The 23,494-nt window shown below is 50.8% G+C and carries 23 protein-coding genes, 1 tRNA gene and 1 other RNA gene; 2 read left to right on the forward strand and 23 right to left on the reverse strand.

Annotated elements, in window-relative coordinates:
• Positions 1-168: 168 nt before the first annotated feature.
• The 3 genes from VFG09_03265 to VFG09_03275 form a co-directional block, all read right to left on the reverse strand.
• Positions 169-870 (reverse strand): hypothetical protein, encoded by a 702-nt coding sequence (locus tag VFG09_03265; GenBank protein HET6514154.1) that lies wholly within the window; start codon positions 868-870, stop codon positions 169-171.
• 329 nt (positions 871-1,199) lie between these two features.
• A complete protein-coding gene (locus VFG09_03270; protein HET6514155.1) occupies positions 1,200-1,322 on the reverse strand; it encodes a hypothetical protein in 123 nt (40 codons plus the stop codon).
• Between the two features lie 594 nt (positions 1,323-1,916).
• Positions 1,917-1,993 (reverse strand) — tRNA-Asp (locus tag VFG09_03275).
• Between the two features lie 141 nt (positions 1,994-2,134).
• Here VFG09_03275 and VFG09_03280 point away from each other — a divergent pair.
• Together VFG09_03280 and VFG09_03285 are read left to right on the forward strand one after the other, a co-directional pair.
• Positions 2,135-3,121 (forward strand): ATP-binding cassette domain-containing protein, encoded by a 987-nt coding sequence (locus tag VFG09_03280; protein HET6514156.1) that lies wholly within the window; start codon positions 2,135-2,137, stop codon positions 3,119-3,121.
• Complete coding sequence (locus VFG09_03285) at positions 3,108-3,872, forward strand: ABC transporter permease (protein HET6514157.1); 765 nt, start codon at positions 3,108-3,110, stop codon at positions 3,870-3,872. The genes VFG09_03280 and VFG09_03285 overlap by 14 nt, the downstream gene beginning before the upstream one ends.
• Here the strand turns inward: VFG09_03285 and VFG09_03290 are convergent, their stop codons facing one another.
• From VFG09_03290 to VFG09_03385, 20 genes are all read right to left on the reverse strand, one after another.
• Positions 3,873-5,570, reverse strand: a complete 1,698-nt coding sequence (locus VFG09_03290; protein ID HET6514158.1) for an AarF/UbiB family protein — start codon at positions 5,568-5,570, stop codon at positions 3,873-3,875. It lies immediately after the preceding gene.
• A gap of 6 nt (positions 5,571-5,576) precedes the next feature.
• The gene (locus VFG09_03295) at positions 5,577-5,903 is read right to left on the reverse strand and encodes a phasin family protein (protein HET6514159.1); all 327 of its coding nucleotides are present in this window, start codon (positions 5,901-5,903) and stop codon (positions 5,577-5,579) included.
• Positions 5,904-5,987: 84 nt separating this feature from the next.
• Positions 5,988-8,663 carry an alanine--tRNA ligase gene (gene alaS, locus VFG09_03300; GenBank protein HET6514160.1) on the reverse strand — a complete coding sequence of 892 codons (2,676 nt, stop codon included), beginning with the start codon at positions 8,661-8,663 and terminating at the stop codon, positions 5,988-5,990.
• Positions 8,664-8,778: 115 nt separating this feature from the next.
• The gene (locus VFG09_03305) at positions 8,779-9,123 is read right to left on the reverse strand and encodes a hypothetical protein (protein HET6514161.1); all 345 of its coding nucleotides are present in this window, start codon (positions 9,121-9,123) and stop codon (positions 8,779-8,781) included.
• Positions 9,120-9,716 carry a regulatory protein RecX gene (locus VFG09_03310; protein HET6514162.1) on the reverse strand — a complete coding sequence of 199 codons (597 nt, stop codon included), beginning with the start codon at positions 9,714-9,716 and terminating at the stop codon, positions 9,120-9,122. The genes VFG09_03305 and VFG09_03310 overlap by 4 nt, the downstream gene beginning before the upstream one ends.
• Entirely contained in the window at positions 9,713-10,858 is a 1,146-nt protein-coding gene (locus VFG09_03315; protein HET6514163.1) for a type IV pilus twitching motility protein PilT, read from the reverse strand. The genes VFG09_03310 and VFG09_03315 overlap by 4 nt, the downstream gene beginning before the upstream one ends.
• Before the next feature lie 2 nt (positions 10,859-10,860).
• Positions 10,861-11,859 (reverse strand): recombinase RecA, encoded by a 999-nt coding sequence (recA, locus tag VFG09_03320; protein ID HET6514164.1) that lies wholly within the window; start codon positions 11,857-11,859, stop codon positions 10,861-10,863.
• Between the two features lie 49 nt (positions 11,860-11,908).
• Positions 11,909-12,472, reverse strand: coding sequence for an RNA 2',3'-cyclic phosphodiesterase (thpR, locus tag VFG09_03325; protein HET6514165.1), 564 nt, complete (start codon positions 12,470-12,472; stop codon positions 11,909-11,911).
• Complete coding sequence (locus VFG09_03330; GenBank protein ID HET6514166.1) at positions 12,463-12,951, reverse strand: CinA family protein; 489 nt, start codon at positions 12,949-12,951, stop codon at positions 12,463-12,465. Before VFG09_03330 ends, thpR begins: the two co-directional genes overlap by 10 nt.
• Entirely contained in the window at positions 12,927-13,409 is a 483-nt protein-coding gene (locus VFG09_03335; protein HET6514167.1) for a phosphatidylglycerophosphatase A, read from the reverse strand. The genes VFG09_03330 and VFG09_03335 overlap by 25 nt, the downstream gene beginning before the upstream one ends.
• A complete protein-coding gene (locus VFG09_03340; protein HET6514168.1) occupies positions 13,379-15,031 on the reverse strand; it encodes a hypothetical protein in 1,653 nt (550 codons plus the stop codon). The genes VFG09_03335 and VFG09_03340 overlap by 31 nt, the downstream gene beginning before the upstream one ends.
• 276 nt (positions 15,032-15,307) lie before the next feature.
• Positions 15,308-15,709 (reverse strand): HEPN domain-containing protein, encoded by a 402-nt coding sequence (locus VFG09_03345; protein HET6514169.1) that lies wholly within the window; start codon positions 15,707-15,709, stop codon positions 15,308-15,310.
• Positions 15,706-16,041, reverse strand: a complete 336-nt coding sequence (locus VFG09_03350) for a nucleotidyltransferase domain-containing protein (GenBank protein ID HET6514170.1) — start codon at positions 16,039-16,041, stop codon at positions 15,706-15,708. Before VFG09_03350 ends, VFG09_03345 begins: the two co-directional genes overlap by 4 nt.
• 321 nt (positions 16,042-16,362) lie before the next feature.
• Positions 16,363-16,782 carry an OsmC family protein gene (locus VFG09_03355; GenBank protein HET6514171.1) on the reverse strand — a complete coding sequence of 140 codons (420 nt, stop codon included), beginning with the start codon at positions 16,780-16,782 and terminating at the stop codon, positions 16,363-16,365.
• A gap of 31 nt (positions 16,783-16,813) precedes the next feature.
• Positions 16,814-17,593, reverse strand: a complete 780-nt coding sequence (locus tag VFG09_03360) for a TIGR00282 family metallophosphoesterase (GenBank protein HET6514172.1) — start codon at positions 17,591-17,593, stop codon at positions 16,814-16,816.
• 139 nt (positions 17,594-17,732) lie between these two features.
• On the reverse strand, positions 17,733-19,295 hold the full coding sequence (gene rny, locus VFG09_03365; GenBank protein HET6514173.1) for a ribonuclease Y: 1,563 nt from the start codon (positions 19,293-19,295) through the stop codon (positions 17,733-17,735).
• Between the two features lie 243 nt (positions 19,296-19,538).
• Positions 19,539-19,724, reverse strand: a non-coding RNA gene (ssrS, locus tag VFG09_03370) — 6S RNA.
• A 169-nt stretch (positions 19,725-19,893) separates the two neighbouring features.
• Positions 19,894-21,213, reverse strand: coding sequence for a hypothetical protein (locus VFG09_03375; GenBank protein ID HET6514174.1), 1,320 nt, complete (start codon positions 21,211-21,213; stop codon positions 19,894-19,896).
• A gap of 167 nt (positions 21,214-21,380) precedes the next feature.
• The gene (locus VFG09_03380) at positions 21,381-22,772 is read right to left on the reverse strand and encodes a sensor histidine kinase N-terminal domain-containing protein (protein HET6514175.1); all 1,392 of its coding nucleotides are present in this window, start codon (positions 22,770-22,772) and stop codon (positions 21,381-21,383) included.
• Positions 22,765-23,448 (reverse strand): response regulator, encoded by a 684-nt coding sequence (locus tag VFG09_03385; GenBank protein HET6514176.1) that lies wholly within the window; start codon positions 23,446-23,448, stop codon positions 22,765-22,767. The genes VFG09_03380 and VFG09_03385 overlap by 8 nt, the downstream gene beginning before the upstream one ends.
• Positions 23,449-23,494: the final 46 nt, after the last annotated feature.

A 23,494-nucleotide genomic window follows, 5' to 3' on the forward strand; every position in this document is an offset into this window, starting at 1 on the left:
ATGCCCGCTTCCCCCTCCTTCAGAATGCTTACAATCTGTTCCTCTGTATACCGCGTCTTCTTCATCCCTGCCTCCTTGTTCGAGTGTCCTATTATGCCAACACTCTACTTACAAGTGGCACATTTTTCGGGGGACAGGTCCTAGCTTTTATATTTGCCAACGACACTATTATCCGAACAGACGCTCCCGATGAAGAGAGAAGTTCTGGCCCCGGCTGGCCCCGTTAACCTGACGGAGCTTTTCACGGAAGCCTTCGATGGGCAAGAATGTATCGCAAACCGAGCGCAAGTAAGTGTAATGTCTGCCTCGTTCACAAACGAACTCCATGAGGTTTACCCCTGCCGAGCTTAGTTGATCCGCAAGTTCCCCAGCGGTCTGCTTGTCTCGATCGCTCGCTTGCCGGGTTGAGTACAGCGACGGGTCTGAGTTTGGATGATTGTGGAAGACCAAAACGGATCGGTAGCCGCCATTTACCGCCATTTGTTGAACATTCTGCAGACCAATTCCAAAATGAACCTGCGATCGATCCGGCCCTTTGTTGACCCACATTTTGTCGATGGTTTTGTTTCGCTCAAACGCTACTATGATCCATTCGTGCTTCTTGTATTTCAGTCGCCCTGCGGCGAGAGCGGGAAACTCGAACAACTGTTCTGACATATTATAGACTGAACCATTTGCTGCCATACGCTTCTTAACCTCTGCATTGACGGCGTATTCTCTTCTGTCGAACGTGTAATAGGAATCGATAGCCTTTGTTCTCCGCCGATCTGCTAACACTTGGACCTCATCCTCCGAAAGCGGGCGGAGGTGGGCGAGAACAAAAATTGCAACTATGCCTAAGACTATTGCAAAAACGACCAGCAGGTCCATGCCACTGTCCTTAATTATCTTCTTCGAAAGCTGACGAATTAAATAGCCGCTGGTGAACAGTCAATTAAAAACCACGGATATCACCACTCGGATTGATTTTTTTGTACGCTGCCTTATTTCTTATTCTGAGGGGCAGGCATACCATTAATTTTCTCCGATGCTCAGAATTGCACTGTTCATTTTATTCCAAAAGTCAAGTAACAGAACTTGCTCATTCTTGTAAAACGGCTCCATTAGAAAAGTGACTTTCCTTAATCTGCCAGTCTGGTGCGCCTCAGATGTGCGGAATTTGTCGTCAAAATCCGTTATTGTTTTCTCTATTTCAGCAATTATTCCTTTAGGGATGATGGAGTTCTTTGGAGTAGCGTAGGCATCCACCAGTGGGCAAATGCCGGAGTTGTAAACCACAGAAGAATTGAGGCCCCTAGCGCGCTCATGATTTTCTTCTTCATCTTCCCTCCTTATTCATGGTTAACCAGTTATTGGATAGTTTCCTCATAATATCAGAAAATTTTTAGGGTCGTCAATCCAAAACATCTACCAAGTTAACATGATCTATAAATAATCATTGGACCTTTGAAGTTGTTCAATACTCAAAGTGTGTTCTTAGAGAGTTAACCGTCTAATTCCCATTTCTACTCCATATTGTTGGATTATGTCCAAACGATGTTAGTTCCCAGGAACCTAAACTACGTCCTCCCCATCTGTATTGAACCAGCGCAGATTCTACCACGATGCGACAGCCCACGAGACCAACTCAAAACGGCCTCATAAGGGTCATACTCATTACTCTTATACCAATCTGATTGAGGTCGAGTCTAGACCCTTATTCTTTCCCTACCATCCTGAACAAATGCGTTTCCATCCTCGCCGCTGCGGGGGAGTACCTCTTGACTCTTGAAATGCAACCTGCGGGACTTCGTTTTTCCTCGGTCAAACAAAGCGAGCGTATGTATGTGAAGCAGGGAAATAGAACTCTGTTCAGGATTTGTTGGGTGATTATGTAAGGCGCGGAAAACTAACTTATTGAACGGCAGGAAAGAGAATGGCGGGGTGGACGGGGCTCGAACCCGCGACCTCCGACGTGACAGGCCGGCGTTCTAACCAGCTGAACTACCACCCCAAGGAAGCGTCACATCGATTCATATTATCCAGATTTTCAGAAAAAAAAGCAACCGCTCACTGCTGTCCTTAGGCTGAAGGAAATGAGAACGTAACCTGTTATTGCTATTCCTATCGGAAGCCAATTCTGGTAAACTCAGATATGTCCATCATCAGGGTCGAGAACGTCGTAAAGCGGTTTGGCAACATCACTGCGGTGAACGATATCTCTTTTGAGGTCGAAGAGGGTTCCATCTTCGGTTTTCTCGGCCCGAACGGAGCGGGGAAGACGACAACCATCAACATCCTCTGCACCTTGCTGGCTCCGACATCTGGAAAGGCCTTCATCAACGGCTATGACTGCTCAAGGGAGCCCTCAAAGGTAAGAAAGTCGATCGGCCTTGTTTTCCAGGATTCGACACTCGATAAAGACCTGACGGCCTATGAGAATCTGATGTTTCACGCCTTCCTCTATGATGTCGGGAAGGATGAGCGGGGGGAGCGAGTCAAGGATGCCCTTAATTTTGTGGGACTGTATGACAGAAGGAATGATCTCATCAAAAAATTTTCCGGAGGCATGAAAAGGCGGCTCGAGGTGGCGCGGGGGCTTATCCATAGACCGAAGGTGCTCTTCCTCGATGAGCCGACACTTGGTCTCGATCCGCAGACAAGGACGAATCTCTGGGAGTTCATTGTCGACCTCCCGAGACAACATAGCGTGACGGTCTTCATGACAACGCACTACATGGAAGAGGCTGAGGTCTGCGACAGAATCGCGATCATCGATAACGGCAAGATCATTACCATGGGAACGCCGGACGAACTGAAGAAGACCATCGGCGGCGATGTCATCTATCTCAGGACGACGGACAACGAAAAGGCCAGGATCGAGATCGAGAGGTTGTTTAAGGTGGAGGTCTCGGAGAAGGACAGTGAGCTCTTCCTCACGACAGTGAAAGGCGATGCATGCATACCTGAGATCATCAGGGCGATGGGGGAGACCGTGCTCTCTGTCAGGCTCCAGAGGCCGACGCTCAATGACGTCTTCCTGAAGATGACCGGCAAGGAGATCAGGGGCGAGGATGTCTCCTCTTCCGACACCATCAAACAGGCCGTCAGATCGTACCGGAGGAAACTTGATAGAGGCTAATGCTGTCTACGTCCTCGTGGCGAGGGAATTCAAGAAATTTGTGCGGGAGAAGAGCAGACTCATCTCTACGATCGCAAGGCCGCTCATATGGCTCTTCCTCGTCGGAGGCGGCATGTCGAGACTCGTCGGACCGGGGATGGCGATGGGTGTCACGTACATGCAGTTCATATTCCCCGGCATCCTCGGAATGACGGTACTCTTCAGTTCGATATTCTCTTCCATCTCGATTATCTGGGACAAGGAATTCGGCTTCATGAAGGAGATCCTCGTTGCGCCCGTATCGCGGTTCTCCATCGTAATCGGAAAGGCGCTGAGCGGGACGCTCATCTCAGTCATCCAGGCCGCCATCATCCTCGCACTCTTCCCAGTTCTCGGCATTCATCTTGATGTTTCGGCAATTGTCTGGACCGTTCTCGTCTCTGTCCTCTTGTCGTTCTGTCTTTCGTCTTTCGGCATCGTCATCGCGACCTTTTATGAGAGCTTCGAGAGCTTCAGCGTCATCATGAATTTCATCGTCATGCCGATGTTCTTTCTTTCCGGGGCGATGTATCCCGTAAAGATGCTCCCGGAGATCTTAAAGATCGTGGCCCGTCTGAATCCCTTTACCTACGGCATCGATGCCCTGAAACACTCGGTCTTCGGGAACCTTGGGGTTTTCGATTTCTCGCTTCTTATGGACGTCAGTGTCCTCGGTATTACGTCGGTGATCTTTGTTGCGATTGCGGGGTCTCTCTTTGAACGGAAGAAATAGTCAGAGCCTTCCCGACCGTATGATCGAAATGATGAGCCATATGCCGAGGATGAAGGCGAGGCCGAAGCTGGCGACCCCGAGAAGAGAAAAGCCGAATACCTGGGGCCCAACTCCGGTCGCGTGCATAATGGCCGAGCTGATGAGGATGGCGCTGATGATCATGCCGAAGGAGACCCTGTTGCTCGACCGGTCCATATCCATGATGAATTTTTCGAGACCGATATGGGTCATCTTGATATGGAAGTCGTCCTTGAGGACCTTCCGCATGATCTGCTGCATCTGCTTGGGAAAGAGGACGACAAAGTCGCTCAGCTCAAGGGAGTGTTTGCTCACCTTCTCATAGATCTGCGCAGGGCTGTACCTTTTTCTTGCAAGTTTCGCAGCATAGGGTTCGAAGGCGACGAAGAAGTCAAAATGGGGATCGAGCTCCCTGCCGATGCTTTCGAGGATGAGGAGAGACTTGTTGATAAGGAGGAGATCGGAGGGTATCGTAAGCCGGTGTTTGAGGGCGACATGGGTGAAGGTATCGAGGTACTTCGCAAAGTCTATCTGCTGAAGGGTGAGACCGTAGAGGGGTTCGAGCATGTCGATGAGGTCCGACTTAAAGTCTCTTCTGAAGGCATCCATATCCACATCCTTGGGAACGTAGCCGAGTTCCGTATACAGGTCGATCAACCGGTCGAAGTCCTTGTGGACGAAGGCGAGAAAGGTGTTCCCCATGGTCTGCATCAAATCCGCTGAGACGTATCCGACGATTCCAAAATCCACAAAGCTGATCCTTCCGTCGGGCAGGACGAACATGTTGCCGGGATGAGGGTCTCCGTGGAGAAAACCGTCTTCCAGGACCATCTTGAAGTAGGCCTCGACCCCCACGCGTGCGAGTCTCTGCCGGTCGAGGCCGAGGGCCTCAATCTTTTGAATGTTGTCAATTCTCACCCCCGAGACCCTCTCCATGACAAGGACCTTCCTTGTGACGAGTTCCTGATAGGCGCGGGGGATGTAGACATCAAGACTGGTCTCGAAGTTCCTTTTGAACCTCATACAGTTCCTGGCTTCGTTTACAAAGTCAAGCTCCTTCCTTATGGTCTTCGAAAACTCCTCAACGATACCGAGAGGGTTGAAGAACCTGCTCTCGGGAACGTACCTGTCGAGGAGACGGGCAAGGGCAAAGAGGATATTGATGTCCGTCTCTATCGTCTCTTCTATGCGCGGCCTCTGGATCTTGACGATGACGTCGCTTCCATCGACAAGTCGTGCATAATGGACCTGGGCGATGGAAGCCGCCGCTACCGGTACGTCTTCGAACTCTTGGAATATCTCGGAGAGCGGCATCCTGAGCTCTTCTTCGATGATACGCTTTGCAGCGCTGACAGGGAAGGGCGGAACTTCATCCTGAAGCTTCTTGAATTCGTTGGCATACTCAGCGGTGATGAGGTCCGGTCGTGAGGAAAGGACCTGGGCGAGCTTTATGAATGTGGGGCCAAGCTCCCCAAAGGCGATTCTGAGCCGTTCCGGGATGGTCGGCCCTCTCAGTACAGGCCACTGCCCGAAGGACTTGAGTCTCTTCAGGAAAGGAATATACTTGCTGAGATGGATCTGGTCTATGAAACGGCCAAAACCATGCTTCAGGAATACGTTGACAACCTGTTGAAGTCTCCGCGCAGATTTGTACGTGCGCGTCAATCTGAAGAAGGCCACAAGGGGTTATCCTTTTTTCGGAGCTTCTCCTCCCGCAGCCTCCAACTTGCTGACACGTGCAGACAACGACTGGACATGCTGGTCAAGTTTCGAGAGGTCTTCCTTGCTCGGAAGGCTCATCATGTCCAGGGTCTTTGTCACCACATCATTGATACTTTTCGAGAACTGTTCCGTGCTCTTGTCGGCCTTATCGGTCCATTCCTTTACGAGCTTCGCTCCCTGTGATTCACTGAGTTCGCCTTTCTTGACGAGTTCATCGATGAATTCCTTTACCTTCTCCTGCGCACCAAGACCTGCGAGCAATGCATTTCTCATGAGATCAAAGACCGTCATGAAGCACCTCCTGTAATTATTTTGTAGTAGGCAGCCGGAAGCGAGAGATGGAAGAGCGACGGGGAAGAGTGATATCCGGTCCTTTCATTCTCCGGCTCCGTGCTGCGTATTACCTCTGTTGTCTGCTCCCTGTAAACTTTTCTCAACTATATCGTACACTGATTCGAGCGCACTGTCCAGTTTCTCAAGGTTGCTCGTGCCGCCTTGCGCCATTTCCGCCTTGCCGCCACCTCTCCCTTGTGTCAGGGCTGAGACCTTCTTGAGGATCTCTCCGGCATTGAAACGGTCTGTCAGGTCTCTCGTGACCATCGTGAGTATCGATGCCTGGCCATCTTTTGCCGAAGCCATACAGATGATCCCCGAGCGCATCCTGTCTCTGATGTTGTCCGCAAGGACCCTAAGGTCCTTCTGTTCAAGACCGTCGACCCTGCAGGAAAGGACCAGGATCCCGTCAATCGATTTAGCCTTCTCGATCATCGATGATGAGTCTTTTGCAGCAGCCTTGAACTTAAAGGCCTCCAACTCCTTTTCAAGTGTCCTCATGTCTGCGAGGAGTCTCTCGATCCTGGCAGAAGCCTTGTCGGTCTTCAGGAGTTCATTGATCCTCCTCAGTTCAGCGACCTTATCTTTCAGGAACCGGAAAGCCTCCCTGCCGGTCAACGCCTCTATTCTCCTGATGCCTGAGGCAACGCTGCCTTCAGAGACGATGACAAAAAACCCTATCTCGCCCGTCGCCTTGCAGTGGGTTCCTCCGCAGAGTTCCGAACTGAAACCCGGAACGCTCACGACGCGAACCATCTCCCCATACTTCTCCCCGAAGAGTGCCGTCGCACCGGAATCTATGGCTGTCTTGATATCCGAGACAGAGGTTACAACCGGCAGGTTCTCGATGACCTTCTCCACGAGCCTGGTCTCGATGGTGGCCACTTCAGCATCGTCAAGGGACGAGAAATGAGTGAAATCGAAGCGCAGCCGCTCAGGAGATACCAGTGACCCGGCCTGCTTTACGTGGTCGCCGAGAACGGAACGGAGAATCTCATGGAGGAGATGGGTTGCCGTGTGGTTCTTCATGGTTGCCCTTCTCTTTTCGGCATCGACGCGGCATTCGACCTTGTCCCATACACGGAGGAGACCCTTCCTGATCTTGACGACATGGGCGTGGAGCCCCTCAAGGGGCTTCTTGGTGTCGAGGACAAGGGCCCTGAAGTTCTGTCCCGTCATCTCTCCCGTATCTCCGACCTGGCCGCCGGATTCCCCATAAAAAGGGGTCCTATCGAGGAATATCTCGACCTCCATTCCCTCTGACGCCTCTTTCATGACCTTGCCTTCTCTCAGAATCGCCCTTATAACGGATTCTCCTTCGAGGGATTCATAACCGATGAACTCAGTCTTCCCGACCTCCGACAAAAGCTCCCGGTATATCGATGCTACACCCTCTTCCTCGCCTACCCAAGAAGCCCTCGCCCTCTCCCTCTGTATCTCCATCTCCTTCAGGAAACCCTCTTCGTCGATCATGAGGCCGTTGTCGGAGGCTATATCCCGGGCGAGGTCAAGAGGAAAGCCGAAGGTGTCGTACAGTTTAAAGAGCTCATTGCCTGGGATGGTCTTCAGGCCCGATTTTCTGAGGGAGCCTACGAGGTCATCCATGATCTTCATACCCTGTTCAAGGGTCCTCTCGAAACGCTCCTCCTCGACCATGAGGATCCTCGATGAACGTTCTGTTTCGTCAGGCAGTTCGGGGTAGACACTTCCCATGGCAGACGATACAGAGTCAATCAACTGAAACAAAACGGGCTTCTCGATGCCGAGTAGACGGGCATGACGTGAGGCCCTCCTGATGATCCGCCGCAGGACGTACCCCCTCCCTTCGTTGGAAGGCATGAGTCCCTCTGACAGCAGGAACGCTATTGATCTGATGTGGTCTGCTATGATCCGTATGGAAGTATCCCTTTCGACGCTCCTGCCGTATTCCACGCCCGTACGCTCAGTAATGGCCGAAATGATCGGTGAAAAGAGGTCGGTATCGAAGTTGTTGAGTTTGCCCTGCAGGACGGCCGAGACCCTTTCGAGTCCCATGCCGGTGTCAATGCTCGGTTTTGGAAGGGGCGTGAGGGTCCCTTTTTCGTCACGGTTGAACTGCATGAAGACAAGGTTCCAGATCTCGAGGAACCTGTCGCAGTCGCATCCGACGGCACAGTCAGGCCTGCCGCAGCCCACGCCTTCTCCCTGATCGATGATAATCTCGGAACATGGTCCGCAGGGCCCTGTGTCGCCCATCTGCCAGAAGTTGTCCTTTGCGCCGAGCCGAACGATGCGCTCCGCAGGAATGCCCGTGAGTTCTCTCCAGAGTTTCTCCGCCTCATCGTCATTCTCAAAGACCGTCGCCCAGAGCCTCTCTTTCGGCAGCCTGAAACGCTCTATCAGAAGCTCCCACGCAAAGAGAATGGCGTCTCTCTTGAAATAGTCGCCAAAGGAAAAATTCCCGAGCATCTCGAAGAAGGTGTGATGCCGGGCTGTATGGCCCACGTTCTCTATGTCGCTGTGTTTGCCTCCGGCCCTCATGCATTTCTGGCATGAGGCGGCCCTTTTGTATGGGCGAGTCTCTTTACCGAGGAAGACGGACTTAAACTGGACCATACCTGCGTTGGTGAAGAGAAGGGTGGGGTCGCCCTTGGGAATCAACGGGGAACTCCTTACGGGCTCGTGACCCTTCTCGCGAAAGAACTCAAGGAATGCAGACCGTATCTCGGCGCTTTTCATAATCTGTTTATCCCTCCCAGAACATGGTTGAAGGATGAAGATTCACGATGCCCTGGGCAAAAGAAGAGGTCGTGAACCTCACCGTGATCATCATCCAATCGTCATTGACGAGCGACTACTTTGTTATTCCCGGTTCTGTCGAGACAATCTCTGTCAGTTTGCCGTCGGTGAAATACAGCCTTGTCTTAAAGAATCCCATCATCCGAGAGTATACCCATTCCTCCCGCTGCTTCCCGTCTTCAGTGAGCGCGAGGGGGATGACTTCTGAGGGACTACCCCATGCGTACCTGACCTGCTGAAAGGTCATTCCCGTGGCTATTGAACCGTCCTCTATCTGTTCCCGGACTGCGGGTGGATAGTCCTTGATCTCGTCGGCAGAATACCGCACCGCCGTCGAACAGCCCGGAGAGGACCAGAGGCTTATCAGGACAAGCACCGCGATACAAGAAGCCCTCTTCATAGAACGTCCTCCTTGCGCCTGAATGGTTTTAAGACCTCAATGATTGTTTCCATGGAATAGCCCTTGCGGTAAAGAGCAGCGTAGAGTCGTCTCGTGATCTCACCGGTGGGATAATTATGCAGGAATCTTATCTTCTTTTCTATCAGTTTCTGCGCCGTTGCCCTTTCATCGCTGTCCTTGAGCGTCTCGTCAATGATCTCTCCGGGTATCCCTCGCCCCTTCAAGTAATTCCTTGTGCCGGAAACGCTGAGCTTTCTTGATTCCTCTGCGTATCTCTTGAGAGAAGATGCGAGTTTCCTGTCGTCCAGAAGACCATAGGAGAGGAGATCGCCGATTGCCGATTCGATCTCGGATTCACGGTACCCCTTCATCTTCATCTTTTCCCTCATCTCCTTTTCGCTTCTCCCCCGATAGCTCAGGAGCCGGTATGCAAACTGGAGTGCCGACGGTTTTTTGAAGGATGGAGAAAGGCCTCTCTCGCGACCCTTTGACGGAGGTGAAGAGAGCGATCGTCCTACAGCACCTCGGCCCTTGAGAATATTCTCCCTTGTGCCTTCAGAGGGAGCAGGAGATGCCGGAGCATGTTCCTTCATGTATTGAATCTTTCGATTTCTATCCCGGACTGCTTGGTCCCTAACGGGGATTCGAGGGTCAAGTCACTGGTTGAATGGACACCCTTGACTTTAAGGATAAAATCATCAGGGTTCGATGCCCTCCTCAATGCCTCCTCATAGGTTACAAGTTCCGACGTATAGAGGGAGAAGACAGACTGGTCAAAGGTCTGCATCCCGTAGTGGATCCTGCCCTGTGCGATCACATCGGGCAGGAGTTTTGTCTTGTCAGGGTCGAGGATGCAGTCCTTGATCGTTGCGGTTGCGACAAGGACTTCAACAGCAGGTACTCTGCCCTTTCCGTCGGACTTCGGCAAGAGTCTCATCGAGATGATCCCCTTGATGACGGAAGACAACTGTATCCTCACCTGCTTGTGCTGATAGGGAGGGAAGACCGCTATGATCCTGTTGACGGTCTCCGCGGCGTCAACGGTGTGGAGCGTGCTGAATACGAGATGCCCGGTCTCGGCAGCTGTGAGGCCGGTCTGTATAGTCTCAAAATCGCGCATCTCGCCGACGAGGATCACATCCGGGTCCTGCCTCAGGGCAGAGCGCAATGCCTTTGCAAAGGATTCAGTATCACTTCCGATCTCCCTCTGATTCACGATGCTCTTTTTGTCCCTATGGAGGTATTCGATAGGGTCCTCGATGGTGATGATATTGCTTGTCCGGTTCATGTTGATATAGTCGATCATCGCTGCGAGGGTAGTGGACTTACCGCTTCCCGTTGTTCCTGTGACAAGGATGAGACCTCTGTCTTCAAGTGACAGCTTCTTCAGTACCTCGGGAAGGTAGAGTTCTTCGAAGGTTGGGATCTTCATCGGAATGACCCTCAGCACGATGCCGATCGTTCCCCTCTGGATAAAGATGTTGCACCTGAATCTCCCAAGTCCGGGCACACTGTAAGCAAGGTCGATTTCATTCTTCTTCTTAAAAATCTCCCTCTGTCCGGGACTCATGACGCCGAAGGCCATCTTCATTGCGTCCTGCTGCGAGATCCTCCCCTCAGCAGGCAAGGGATTCAGTTCTCCTGCAATCCGCAGGATGGGCGGGGATCCGACTTTGATATGGAGGTCCGATGCCTCGTAGGACATTGCGGTTTGAAGGAGGTCGTTTATTTCCATGGTTATTTCCTGTTCCTGATATGTTCGAATATCTTCTGCTGAATGGCCTCAGCCGTTTCAGGGTTGTTTCTCAGGTATTCTTTCACGTTTTCCCTTCCCTGGCCGATCCTCGTCCCGTTCAGGCTATACCAGGCGCCTGATTTTTCTACGATCCCTTGTTCAACGCCGAGGTCGACAAGCTCTCCCACCCGTGATATCCCCTCGTTAAAATAGATGTCAAATTCGGCCTGTTTAAAGGGAGGGGCGACCTTGTTCTTTACGACCTTTACCCTCACTCTGCCGCCTATGGTCTCCTGGTTTTCCTTGATATTGTCAATCCTTCGTATATCGAGGCGCATGGAAGAATAGAACTTCAGTGCATTTCCTCCCGTAGTCGTCTCAGGATTACCGAACATTACACCGATCTTCATCCGTATCTGGTTGATGAATACGACCGTTGTGAGGGATTTCGATATTGCGGCGGTAAGCTTTCTCAAGGCCTGGCTCATGAGGCGCGCCTGGAGGCCGGGCAGGGAATCGCCCATATCGCCCTCTATTTCTGCCTTTGGAACCAGAGCGGCAACGGAATCGATAACAATGATGTCGACGGCGCCGCTCCGGACAAGGGCCTCTGCCACCTCGAGTGCCTGCTCTCCGGTATCGGGCTGGGAAACGAGGAGATCCTCGACCTTAACGCCGAGTTTGCCTGCATAGGCTATGTCGAGGGCATGCTCAGCGTCTATAAACGCCGCCACGCCACCTGCCTTCTGTGACTCTGCGATCGCATGGAGGGCGAGGGTCGTCTTTCCCGATGACTCAGGACCATAGATCTCGATGACCCTTCCTCTCGGGTACCCTCGAATGCCTGTCGCTATGTCAAGTGTCAGGGAGCCCGTTGGTATTGCCTGGATGCCTTCCGCGACGTCAGCCGCCCCAAGCTTCATGATCGAGCCTTTGCCAAAGCTCCGCTCGATCTGGGAGATTGCCATCTCCAGGGCTTTCATCTTGTCCTTATTCGTCATTGAACCTCCCTCTTTGCTCACAGATTATGCTCCTTCCTTTTCTGTTTATTCACGATGCAAGTTTGAACTCTGCTATGGCTGTATATTCAGCACCCTTTGGCTTCAGTTCACTCTTCATAAGCGAAAATGATCGGACTTCTATGATACCAAAATTTCTCTCTTTCAGTGGTTCTAGTGCAGTGAGAAGGGTGTTCACACCCCTTGGACTTCTTACCCTACCAATGGTAAGATGAGGAGAGAATGCCCTATCTTCTCTATTAACATCGAGAGTTATAATATTTTCTTCAACTGATTCTTTAAGTTTTCTCAGTCCTTCAAAATCATGGATGTCTATCCAGATGACCCTTGGCCTTCTTGCATCAGGGAAGAGACCGACTCCAGAAAGGCCAAGGGAAAATGGTCTAAAAGAAGCGGAGATTTCGGCCAGCCTATACTTCATCTTCTGAATGAGATCTTCAGGCGTATGCCCTATAAATTTAAGGGTTATATGAAGGTTCTCTGGGGGGACCCACTTAATATCGGCATTAACCCTTTTGAGGTCTTCTATGGAGTTTGCTATATTCTTCTTGAGGGCCTCCTCAAGAGCGACGGCAATGAAGCATCTCACGCCCATGTCTCGACAACCTCAGAGAGAAGTTGGAGCACGGAAAGAGCGGCCGAATGCTTGATCTCTTCCCTGGTGCCAGCGAATATCATGCCCCTGGAAGTCGTCTCTCTTTCCCAGTCGATGGCCATGTATACAAGGCCGACTTTCTTGTCCTCAGCAGGATTTGGTCCGAGGTTGCCGGTTGTGGAGACCGAGAAATCCGTTCCCCTCTTCTCCCTTATCGCAATTGCCATGGCCCTTGCCGTCTCTTCACTTATGGCCCCAAAGCGCCTTATGAGCGATCTCCTGACACCGAGGAGCTTTATCTTGGATTCCGGCGAATAGCAGACTACCGAAGAATCAAAGAAATCTGAAGCTCCCGGCAGCTTCGTTATGAGATGAGCGATATACCCGCCTGTGCATGATTCTGCAACACTCAGACTCAGGCCGGAACCCCTAAACTGTGTATGAATCTTTTCGATTAATTCTGTGTCAGTAACTTCCATATCTGTAGGAGGATGTTTGTGTAGATCCCTGCCATCACATCATCCGCGACGATCCCAAGGCCCCCCGACAGAAGCCCTTCAATCTGCTTTACGGGAGGTGGTTTTAGTATATCGAAAAACCTGAATAAAAGAAAGGCTGCAAGGTAGTAAACGGGGATGGTCGGCAGAAAGAGCACGGATACGGCATAGCCGATGAGCTCATCTATCACAATATGTCTGCTGTCCTTTTCATCAAGAAGCTTCTCAGCGTAGTGTGCAGATATCGTTCCCAAGACGATAAGGGGAAGGAGGAAGGAGATCGCAGTCTGGGTCTGTGGCTTAAAAAAGAGGAAGATGAGCATGGCCGCCAAGGAACCGAAAGTTCCCGGTGCTAAGGGGATAAAGCCGATGAAGCCGAGGGTGGCGATGTTTTTCAGGAGAGAAAGGGTTAGATAACTTTTGAAAAGGTTTCGAAACATGCGGCCCTTTTGATGTCAAGCCTGTCAACAGTGCTGGTAATCAGGTCTCTTAGCGTATTTGTGTATCCTGATAGTATGAATGACTCACCTTTCTCGGTGATCAGGTCGGCCGCTTTGTCATAATTGCCGCCTGAGTACAGATGATGGAAAATCTTCTCCTCAAGGGTAGAATTAAACGTCTCTCTCCTCAGTGTTTGCAGATATTCAGCTGCCTTAAGGTGGATCTCACTCTTGTTTTGGAGCCTCTGATAGCAGAACTCCCTGATAAGTGGATGTGTGCTGTAGAGGTTGCCAGATCGGGAACGGGTGATCATCTTCTTATCGTAAAGCCTATGGAGGGTTTCTGTAATGTCCTCGCCGTCGAGCTTTACGTCGTTCACTGCCACGTCGTTATAATACGTTTCGATCAAACGTCTTGCGTATTCAAGAGAATCTTCCTGAAGGCCCTCCAAAGGCACTGGTGCAACCCTTACACCAGCATCCGGCATTTCCCGGCTGAGCAGGACTATCCTGGCCCTCGACAACCGCCTTTCGGCGAACTTGAAAAAGGCCTTGAAAGAGGGGTCTATGACATCCTGAAAGTTGTCGAGAAAGATGGTCTTCCGGTCTCTCTCGATGAGGTCAGTGAAACCACTATATTTTGCGAGTTCGGTTTTGCTCTCTCCCTTAAGAACATCTGGATAGCCTGAGCAATCGATCAGTAAATCCAGCTTTGAATCCGGGACGCAGTCGAACCAGACGACTCGACCTCTTGGAGCAAATTCCTCTATGCATTTCGCGGCGAATTCTGTTTTGCCGATTCCTCCGAGGCCTTCAACGGATATGAAAGACGCAGGATAGAAGACCTTCTTGAATTTCTCGATTTCGTCCTTTCGTCCCGTAAAGATAGGGCTTGGCTTGGGAAAAACAGCGCAGTACAACCGGGCAGAGGTCTCTGCTTCCGATGTCTTCGGCATAGTTTGCAGTTCCTTTATGACATCATCGGGCGCGGACCTCTTAAGACCTGTTTTATCAACCTTCTCGTCAAACTGTATTGTGGATTCCAGGTGCAGAAGACCTCCGGTCGATCTGCTCATGATAGGGTTAACTCTCTCAATCTGTTTGTTAAGTTTTGCCTTGAGTTGCTCCCGGATCACTTCGGGATAGGTCTTTGCACTTTCTGGAAACCGAAGCGTAATTCTTACTATTCCGCTTTCGATGGCGACATAGTCAACATAGTGGTGCTTGAACCAGTGCGTTAATGAATAGGTTGACGGATTGAATTTTGACAGGTCGTTGAAATCCACTCTTTTGGTCTGAAGATCAAGTTCGTCAGCGATCATCAGGAGGGCAGTGAGCAGCTCTCCTCGAACTTTCCTGCCTTTTGGGGTTGCCGGGTCACTTTGAAACTCCGACACAACGGACTCGAAATAGTCAGTGGAATGGCCTTTTGCAACGCGCGCAATGACGGGGAGATACTCCTCGTCTATGTTCGGCAGATGGAAGTCGTCCCTTGTAAGATAAGGCTGGACCCTCTTAAGAATTATGTTATAGCTCGCGTCAGCGTGTCTTCTTCGTATCTCTTCATATTCTTTCTCCGTCAAACGGTCTATGGAGATGTCGTCAACCTTAAGGAACTGCATTCCAATATCATGGAGGTATGCTGCCGCGAGGAGAATAAACAACTCGTGTTCATTAAGGAAATGCTGATGATTTTCCAGTGGCTTGAGGATTTGACCCAAGAGATGGATTACCTCTTCAGAATGATCGCAGTTATGATTGGTAAACCAGGGAAGTAATTTGTCTTTCCAAATCTCGGTGCAAGATTTCTTAATGTCTTCCAGGCAACTAAAGAGGGAGGGGTTTTTTGATCTTAGTATTCCTTCTAGATCCATAAAACCTCTTGAAATGATCGTCCGCTATTCATTTTTTCCAATTAGAGAATTAACGGACTCTATAAATCCCTCGGCCTGTTCAAGCCAGTCTTCCACCTGCCCTTTTTCGAAACTAACGAGTTCGAGATAATCGCCTCTTTGGCGCGCTTCAAAAAGCTCATCATACAAAAGCCCATGCTCTCGATTTAGGATTCCAGGCTTAATGAAGTTCCGATGAAAGGCTGCTCTGATGCCGGAATGCTTCCTGAATTTCAGATTGTTTTGGAGGAGAAGTGCACTTACAATATAGAAACAGGAATAATAAATTCGGTTTACCGCAAAGGAGAGGCGGCCGGCCTTCAGTTCATCATCTGCGGATTCAAGAGACTCTGTTGACTTGCCTATCCAATAATCTATTACGTCATCTCTATTTCCGTGGTGTTTCAAAGAGGAATTCCTTCCTCCTCGATGAAATCATGGATAGGCAATACTGAGATAACGCCTCTTTGCCACTCGTCTTCAGAAACGATGAAAACGCTAAGGTTGCTTTCATACCTTAGATTTATATCAAACACTTTCAGTATGATGGTACGCCTTATGTCCTCGCTAACAGCGCAAGGCAATTTTATGAGAAGATCTATGTCCGATTCCTCATCTGCCGTTCCCTTTGCCTTAGACCCAAAGACTATGAACCTTGAAAGGGGCCAACTAGATCTGAGAAAGGCAATGAGTTCATCCAAGCCTTCTTTCTCGTTTTCAGCAAGGCTTAACGTTGCCATAGGAACCTCCAGTTAGTTCATACTTACATTGTAATATATGATCCCTTGTTAAGAATAGAATCATAATGATTTTCGATAATTTTACTGGTAATGTCAAGTGACGCTTGAGAATTCCGGTGGCTTCCATGAAGAATTGCAAGTGGGGAGACATGGGGTGATGATTGCTTCTCCTTACGGATTGTTAGGGATTGTTCAAAAGAGGAGTCCCTGCAAACGGGAATGACGGAGTAAGGTCTCCTCTTGAGCGTTCAGAAACAAAAAAATACCGTAGCAGTTCAACACTGATTAAGAGAAGCAAAAAGAATCTGGAAGCTTTGCTCTCTATACCTCAACGATCCTGTAGCTGAAGGTTATCTTTGCAGAGCCTTCGATCGTCGCTTTTACCGAGCAGTACTTCTCCATGGAGAGTTCAACAGCCCTCTTGACGGCCTCTTCAGATATTTTACTGCCGGTGACAACAAACTCCATGGTGATATCGGTGAACCTTTGAGGATAAGTTTCGGCCTTTTCTCCCTTGATATTGATCTCAAGCCCCCTGACCTCCTGCTGCTTCTTCTTCAGGATTGAGACTACATCCATGCCTGAACACCCGCCGAGTCCGATGAGGAGGAGTTCCGTCGGCCTGACCGCCGTATTGCTTCCTCCAAACTTCGTATCACCGTCCATTACCAGGGCATGACCCGATGATGCCTCACCAACAAACTGAAGTCCGTCTACATACTTGACTCTTGCTTCCATCATGAATAATTCCTCCTTTCATCGTCGATTCCTGTCACGGGTGAGTAAGCTGCAACCGCTGTATTGCCAGAGTCTTGCCGGTCTTGTCTTCTATCTCGAGGGCTACTGCTGAAAAAATCCCTGCGCCCTTTCCGATCTCAAATTTCATCGGCATCTGGTGGAGAAACCGCTCTATTATCTGTTCCTTCTCAATGCCGATCACAGAGACAGCCGGTCCGGTCATGCCGACATCTGTTATATAAGCAGTTCCGCCGGGGAGAATCTTCTCGTCAGCGGTCTGTACATGGGTATGGGTCCCTAAGACAGCGCTGACCTTCCCGTCCACATAATAGCCGAAGGCTATCTTTTCGGATGTTGCCTCTGCATGAAAGTCCACAATGATGCAGGCTGTTTCGGAGCGCACTCTTTCGATTTCAGCCATGCCCGTCCTGAAGGGACAGTCAATACTTGTCATGAACACCCTTCCCTGAATATTCATCACGGCGATCTTTGTGCCGTTGATTGTGACAAGAACGCTGCCATACCCCGGGACTCCCGGAGGATAATTCAGAGGCCGCAAGACCCGATGTTCCTTTGAGAGAAAAGGAAGGGATTCCTTTTTGTCCCAAACGTGGTTTCCGGTTGTGATGACGTGCACTCCGCAGTTGAAGATCTCCTCAGCCACCGACTCGGTGATGCCGAAACCGGCTGCTGAATTTTCACCATTCGCGATGACGAAATCGATCTTGTATCGCGACACGACAGGCGGGAGGAGCGCCTTGATGACCGTTCTTCCGAGCCTGCCGACGATGTCGCCTATGAAAAGGACTTTCACGCAAGAAACCTCATAAAGAAGCTAACCTTTAGTTTCACCTGGCAATTTCACGTGGAGCAGCGTTTCCCGAGAGGGCAATAGGTTCAGACCGGGATTGAAAGATCATTAACCTTACGCCAACCGGTCCGTACGTCAATCCCTATTTCGCATATTCCACAAATCTCGATTCCCTGATGACTGTAACCTTGATCTGTCCGGGGTAAGTCAGCTCTGATTCTATCTTTTTCGAGAGGTCTCTTGATAGAACGGAGGCCATGTCGTCCGTAACGTCATCGGGTTTCACGATGATCCTGACCTCTCTCCCTGCTTGAATCGCATAACATTTCTCGACACCCTTGTATGACATAGCCATCTGCTCAAGCTTCTCAAGCCGTTTGAGGTAGTTCTCGATGCTCTCTCTCCTCACCCCAGGTCTTGCAGCCGACAGGGCATCTGCTGCTGCAACGAGGGCAGCCTCGACAGTGGCTGGCTCCCCTTCGCCGTGATGGACCTGGATGGCGTTGACGACCTTGCTGTTTTCTCCGTATTTTTTCGCTATATTTGCACCGATCTCCTGATGGGAGCCTTCAACTTCATGGTCAATGGCCTTCCCGATGTCATGGAGGAGCCCACCTCTCTTGGCGAGTTTAATATCGACAGCAAGTTCGGCCGCCATCATTCCGGCCAGGTATGCAACTTCCCTCGAGTGCTGGAGCATGTTCTGCCCGTAAGACGTCCTATATTTGAGTCTGCCGAGAAGCTTGAGGAGTTCCGGATGTATTCCTGAAAGGCCAAGATCAAATATTGCCTTTTCCCCCTCCTCCTTAATAATGGCATCAACCTCTTTCTTGACCTTGTCGACGATCTCCTCGATCCGGGATGGATGGATCCTGCCGTCGGTTATGAGTCTCTCAAGAGCAAGACGGGCCACCTCTCTTCGCACCGGGTCAAAGGCAGAGAGCGTAACGAGTTCAGGGGTGTCATCTACGATGAGGTCTACCCCTGTTGCGGCCTCGAGGGCACGGATGTTTCTGCCTTCTCTTCCGATAATCCTCCCTTTCATCTCATCATTGGGAAGGCTGACTGCCGCCACCGTTCCATCGGCGACGTAGTCGCTGGCATACCGCTGGATAGCAGCGCTCACGATCTCCTTAGACTTTTTCTCAGCGAGCTCCTTTGCCTCGTCTTCTATCCTCTTCGCAAGCTTTGCAGAATCGAAACGCGTCTCCTCTTCAACCCTTCTCAGGATCTCCTGGCGGGCCTCTTCTGCCGACGTACCGGCGATCTTTTCCAGAACGGTCAATTGTTCCCTAATGATCTGGTTGTAGTGGTCTTCTCTGTCCCGAAGGGCCCTTTCCCTCGAAATGTACTCCTTCTCTCTTTTTGTGAGCTCATGCTCCCTCTTCTCGATCTGGTCTGACTTTCTTTCTAAGGCCTCTTCCTTTTGCCGGTGCCTTCTGTCAAGCTGATTGAGCTCATGTCTTCTATCCCGTATCTCCTTTTCAGCCTCTGATTTGGCCTGATACACAAGATCTTTTGCTTCAAGAGCGGCCTCTTTCTTCATGGCCTCAGCCGATTTCTTTGCCTCCTCGATGAGGTCATCTCTTTCTTTTTGGAGCGATAATCTCTGATTTCGCATCGAATACCGATAGAGAAGGCTTAAGAGCGCGCCGAGCGCGAAACCGACGGCGATCGCGATGAGAAGGTATTTTATATCGAGCATTGGACGTGGTCCCCCTTTCATGGCATTTTTGAGGGCAGGGGGCGGATCTGACTTACTACGCTTCTGTAAGGATTACTGCGGCGCGTTTGTCGTATGGAGTCGCGACGGAACGGCAGGGGAAGGAGAAGATCTCTTGAAGCGGATCCCCCAAAACACGCCTGATGCGGACGGTCCCGTTGACTCAGCGATTCTTTTACTCTCTATAGTCCTTACAAGAAGCAATGCCGTAAGAAAAATCAACCGAATAAGCCCGCCCTGCCGTGCAGGAGAAAAATTAGATCCGCCTATAAAATAGGTGGGTGTCCTGAAGGAGTCATTAGGCTTCTGAGCAGCTTGCTCAGCATGCACACCGATCTCCTTACTCGTACTCCCAAAAGATCTAATTTGCCGGATCAACTCTTTCGCCTTTCACGCGCAGGGCAGGCAAGCTACCCTCTTTTGCGAGCCTTCGGCTCACTGCTATTATTGTTATAACAGAAACGGTATCTATTGAGCAAGAGGGAAAAGATCCGTCAGAACCGTTCAGATGATGGGATGTGGTCTCCAGGAACTTAAAGGAGGTATGGCCCCTCATGTTCACCAATCAGTCATCGGACGATCAGTTCGTGATCAGCCTGTACTTGCCGGTCTTCTCATCCACCTGCAGGTCATCGACCTCTACAATGTCGAACGTGACGTTGTCCATCTCCTTTTGTCTGAGGATCTCCTGTAACTTCAATCGGATGTCCCGAAACACGTCTTCCTTCTCCTCTTGGCGAAGGCCCCTTGCGAGACAAGCCCTGAACAAGAAGGATGACCTGCTCAAGAGCCGGATTTGAAAGCGACGCAGGTTCCTGACATGCAACTCGACGATGACGATGGGAGAGATGAAATCCTCGCTGCCCTGACGATTCGTGAAAACGAGTGCCTGTTCCATTCGACCGATGATGTTTTTGACCTTTGTATAGGGGAGGGGCCAATCGGCATCAGGCATCTGTTGAAGAACGTCGTCCATGCGGTAACGTATGAGCGGTAAAGTCCTGTTAAAGAGATTTGTCACACATGTATGATTGGGATGAAGTTCGAAGATCAGATCGTCTTCAAGCAGATACATGCCTTCGTTCAGCGGGTGCGTTATGGCCATAAGCATGTGTTCGGTGCTGTCATAGAGGTTCAGCAGATGGCCCGGAAAGGCTTTGAGTATGATGTCGCGGGTGTCCGGGCTGAGCGGCTCGCCTCCGCTATACGTGAAGGATGGAGATACCCTGAGTTCTCCAGCCAGCTGCTTGTGGGCGAGCATGAGAAGACAGGAAGGATAGCCGCTCAGGATATGAGGCTTCAGGGCATTGAGGCGGTCGAGGACGGGTTGCAGTGAACCGTTGATCTCGAAGACCTCTGCGCGATAGAGGAACTTCAGCAATGAACGCCGGAGCGTGAGAAACTGGGTGACGCCTGCAAAGTGGCCCTGCGTTGCGCCGAAGTAGGCGGCCCTCAGCTTCCGGAACGGGAGCGATCGAAGTCGAGAAAATTGTGCGTATCCCCGTGCCCAGTCACTCTGAGAATAGACGAAGTATCCGATCTCCCCAGATGATCCTGATGTATGGAGGACGACGAAGTTCCTTCGGAAGAGTTCACAGGGATCGTTGGACCGGGAGAGAAAATCCGCAATTCCCTCTTTGGTGATTGCGGGAGCAGTGACAATATCGTTAAAGTTCTCCATGAGAGTGCTTTTTGTCAGGACTGGGAAGACTTCGGGAACGCAGGTACGGACATCGATGCCCTGTTCGGTGATGATCCGAGCATAGTACGGTGACCGACGTCTTACGAACCCGACGAACCGGCGGAATTTTCCGAGACGGTGTTCCGACAATTCCTGCGGCGTCCGGCGCTCATTCCTTCGGAGTTCACGGTATTTCAGCAGGAGTAATGGTATATTCATTCGCGCCCTTCGTATCGTGCGTCTCGAAGAGATAGGCTATTTTGCCAATCGGCCTTGCCGCAAGAGCGTCATCCGTCGTTGCTGCCCGACCGTCGGCAAGAGCGCCGACTAATAAAATATAAAGAGATTATATCTTGATTACAAAGCACGGTTCAGTTCAGGTGCTTTCACAACGTTAGAATCCTGGGGAACGTCACCTTTGCTGAAGTTCCCCGATGGCCTACCCTGTCCTCGATGGAGACACATGCTCCATGCGACGTCGCGATCTCCTTCACAATAGACAATCCCAAGCCGCTACCGGCAATGCTGTTGCCCAAAATCCTATAGAACCGTTGAAAAACAGCTTGTTTCTCCTCAAACGGTATTCCGGGACCATTATCCTCTACCGTTAGGATGACAGACCCTTCGGTTTCCTCGATCCTTGTCGTTACCGTGCTTCCGGTCTGCGAGTACTTGATGGCGTTATCGATAAGATTATCGATCAACATCCTGATGCGAATGACATCGCCCTTTACCATTATCGGCAGTTCAGGCCCTTCGTAGCCGATGTCCACGTCTCTTTTCAAGGCAGAAGACACCCACTCCTTGGTAGTTTCCCTAAGAAGTTCGGCAAGATCAAGGGGCTTCAGATTCAACGTTTCCCGGGCGCCGGACTCGACCTGTGCAAGGGTCAGCATTTGGTTTACAAGACGAATCGCACGATCGGCACTGGTATCGATCAGGGTGAGGGTCTGCTGTAGGTCTGCGGGATCCGACTGTCTCTTGGCCAGATCCGTGTGAACCTTGAGACCGGAAAGAGGGGTTCTGAGCTGATGGGCTGCGTCAGCGATAAATCGTTGCTGGGCTTCAAGGGTCTTCCCCAATCGCGCCATGAGGTCGTTGATCTCATGAATAATCGGACGAACTTCCTGAGGGGTACTGCTCTCTTCCAATGGGCTGAGATCTCTATGTGAGCGGGTAGCTATTTCCTTTCTCAGCATCGCCAAAGGAGACAGCCCTCTGCCAATACCAATCCATACGACGATACCGGGAAGCACGAACAGCAAGATTTGGGGCAACACCATTGTCGCAATGATCTTGCCGGCCAGTTTGGTCCGCTTGTTAAGCGTCTCTGCGACTTGGATTATGACAGTCTGGTCAGACGGTAACCCCGGCAGGAGAAAAGGGAGCGCAGCGATGCGAACTCTTCGTCCCCGGAAGGTGTCATCACGAACTGATGAGTTTCCCGGGTTCATCGCTGTATCGGGAATTGACAGGCCGGGCTCTCCTGATAGCAGTGTCCTGTCTCTTCTGACCACACTGTATGAGATCGAGTCTAGTTCGTCTGAAAGAAATATCTTTAGGGCAGAACTCGGCAGGTTTAATAATGCCTTGCCTCCCTCACCTGTTATTTGATCGGCAAGGTCATGCGCAGAGTCAACAAGAGCATAATCATAGGCCTCATTCACAAACCGACGAGCAAGAAAATACATGATACCGGTATTCAAAATCCAAAGGGCCAGCATGGGGAAGAGGAGCCAGACGAGAAGTTTGCGGCGGAGCGTGACCGGTCTATTCATCTTTCGGATCGGTCGGCTGGTCCAACATATATCCGAGACCGCGGACCGTGCGTATGATAATCCCACTGCCGACCAATTTCTTCCTCAGGCGATGAACATACACCTCAACGGCGTTATCACTGATATCGCTATCCCAATCGCAAAAGCCTTTCACAATTTGTCCTTTGCTTACCACGCCTCCCGGCCGTCTCAGTAAGGTTTCCAAGACTGCTATTTCCCGGGCGGAAACCCCCAAGGCCTTACCCCCTAGCGTAACACGTTGTGCCTTTATGTCGAGACACAAGGAGCCGAGACAGAGCTCATCGCTGTTTTTGCTGTAAACTCGCCTCATGAGGGCCCTGACCCGGGCAGTGAGTTCGGGAAGATCAAAGGGTTTCGCAAGATAATCATCGGCCCCGAGATCCAGTCCCTTGACACGGTCCTCCAATGAGCCCCTCGCTGTCAAAATCAACACAGGGATACCGGATTTTCGTTGGCGCAGGCGCTGCAAGACCTGAAAACCATCCATTCGAGGTAACCCGAGATCAAGGATCACGAGATCATGTATCTCCTGGTGTAACAGATTGTCGGCGTCATCGCCGGTGGTCAGGCAATCCGCCGTGTACCCTGCATTCCTCATGGACCGCAGGAGACCGTCTGCCAACACGTTGTCATCTTCTACAATCAAAATGCGCACGGGATTTATCCAGTAAGGTTCGTGTAAGGTTTCCTTCCTATAATAT

The organism is Thermodesulfovibrionales bacterium (genome assembly GCA_035686305.1).
Classification (GTDB): Bacteria; Nitrospirota; Thermodesulfovibrionia; order Thermodesulfovibrionales; family UBA9159; genus DASRZP01.

Bases quoted from the DNA above. Each gene is read 5' to 3' on its own strand.
- VFG09_03315 (HET6514163.1), bottom strand. From the start codon at position 10,858: ATGGAAATAAACGACCTCCTTCAAACCGCAATGTCCTACGAGGCATCG.
- recA (HET6514164.1), bottom strand. From the start codon at position 11,859: ATGACGAATAAGGACAAGATGAAAGCCCTGGAGATGGCAATCTCCCAG.
- thpR (HET6514165.1), bottom strand. From the start codon at position 12,472: ATGGGCGTGAGATGCTTCATTGCCGTCGCTCTTGAGGAGGCCCTCAAG.
- VFG09_03265 (HET6514154.1), bottom strand. From the start codon at position 870: ATGGACCTGCTGGTCGTTTTTGCAATAGTCTTAGGCATAGTTGCAATT.
- rny (HET6514173.1), bottom strand. From the start codon at position 19,295: ATGCTCGATATAAAATACCTTCTCATCGCGATCGCCGTCGGTTTCGCG.
- VFG09_03375 (HET6514174.1), bottom strand. From the start codon at position 21,213: ATGAATATACCATTACTCCTGCTGAAATACCGTGAACTCCGAAGGAAT.
- alaS (HET6514160.1), bottom strand. From the start codon at position 8,663: ATGAAAAGCGCCGAGATACGGTCTGCATTCCTTGAGTTCTTTCGCGAG.
- VFG09_03350 (HET6514170.1), bottom strand. From the start codon at position 16,041: ATGGCAACGTTAAGCCTTGCTGAAAACGAGAAAGAAGGCTTGGATGAA.
- VFG09_03380 (HET6514175.1), bottom strand. From the start codon at position 22,772: ATGAATAGACCGGTCACGCTCCGCCGCAAACTTCTCGTCTGGCTCCTC.
- VFG09_03330 (HET6514166.1), bottom strand. From the start codon at position 12,951: ATGGAAGTTACTGACACAGAATTAATCGAAAAGATTCATACACAGTTT.
- VFG09_03310 (HET6514162.1), bottom strand. From the start codon at position 9,716: ATGAAGGAACATGCTCCGGCATCTCCTGCTCCCTCTGAAGGCACAAGG.
- VFG09_03280 (HET6514156.1), top strand. From the start codon at position 2,135: ATGTCCATCATCAGGGTCGAGAACGTCGTAAAGCGGTTTGGCAACATC.
- VFG09_03305 (HET6514161.1), bottom strand. From the start codon at position 9,123: ATGAAGAGGGCTTCTTGTATCGCGGTGCTTGTCCTGATAAGCCTCTGG.
- VFG09_03295 (HET6514159.1), bottom strand. From the start codon at position 5,903: ATGACGGTCTTTGATCTCATGAGAAATGCATTGCTCGCAGGTCTTGGT.
- VFG09_03355 (HET6514171.1), bottom strand. From the start codon at position 16,782: ATGATGGAAGCAAGAGTCAAGTATGTAGACGGACTTCAGTTTGTTGGT.
- VFG09_03340 (HET6514168.1), bottom strand. From the start codon at position 15,031: ATGCAGTTCCTTAAGGTTGACGACATCTCCATAGACCGTTTGACGGAG.
- VFG09_03270 (HET6514155.1), bottom strand. From the start codon at position 1,322: ATGAAGAAGAAAATCATGAGCGCGCTAGGGGCCTCAATTCTTCTGTGG.
- VFG09_03335 (HET6514167.1), bottom strand. From the start codon at position 13,409: ATGTTTCGAAACCTTTTCAAAAGTTATCTAACCCTTTCTCTCCTGAAA.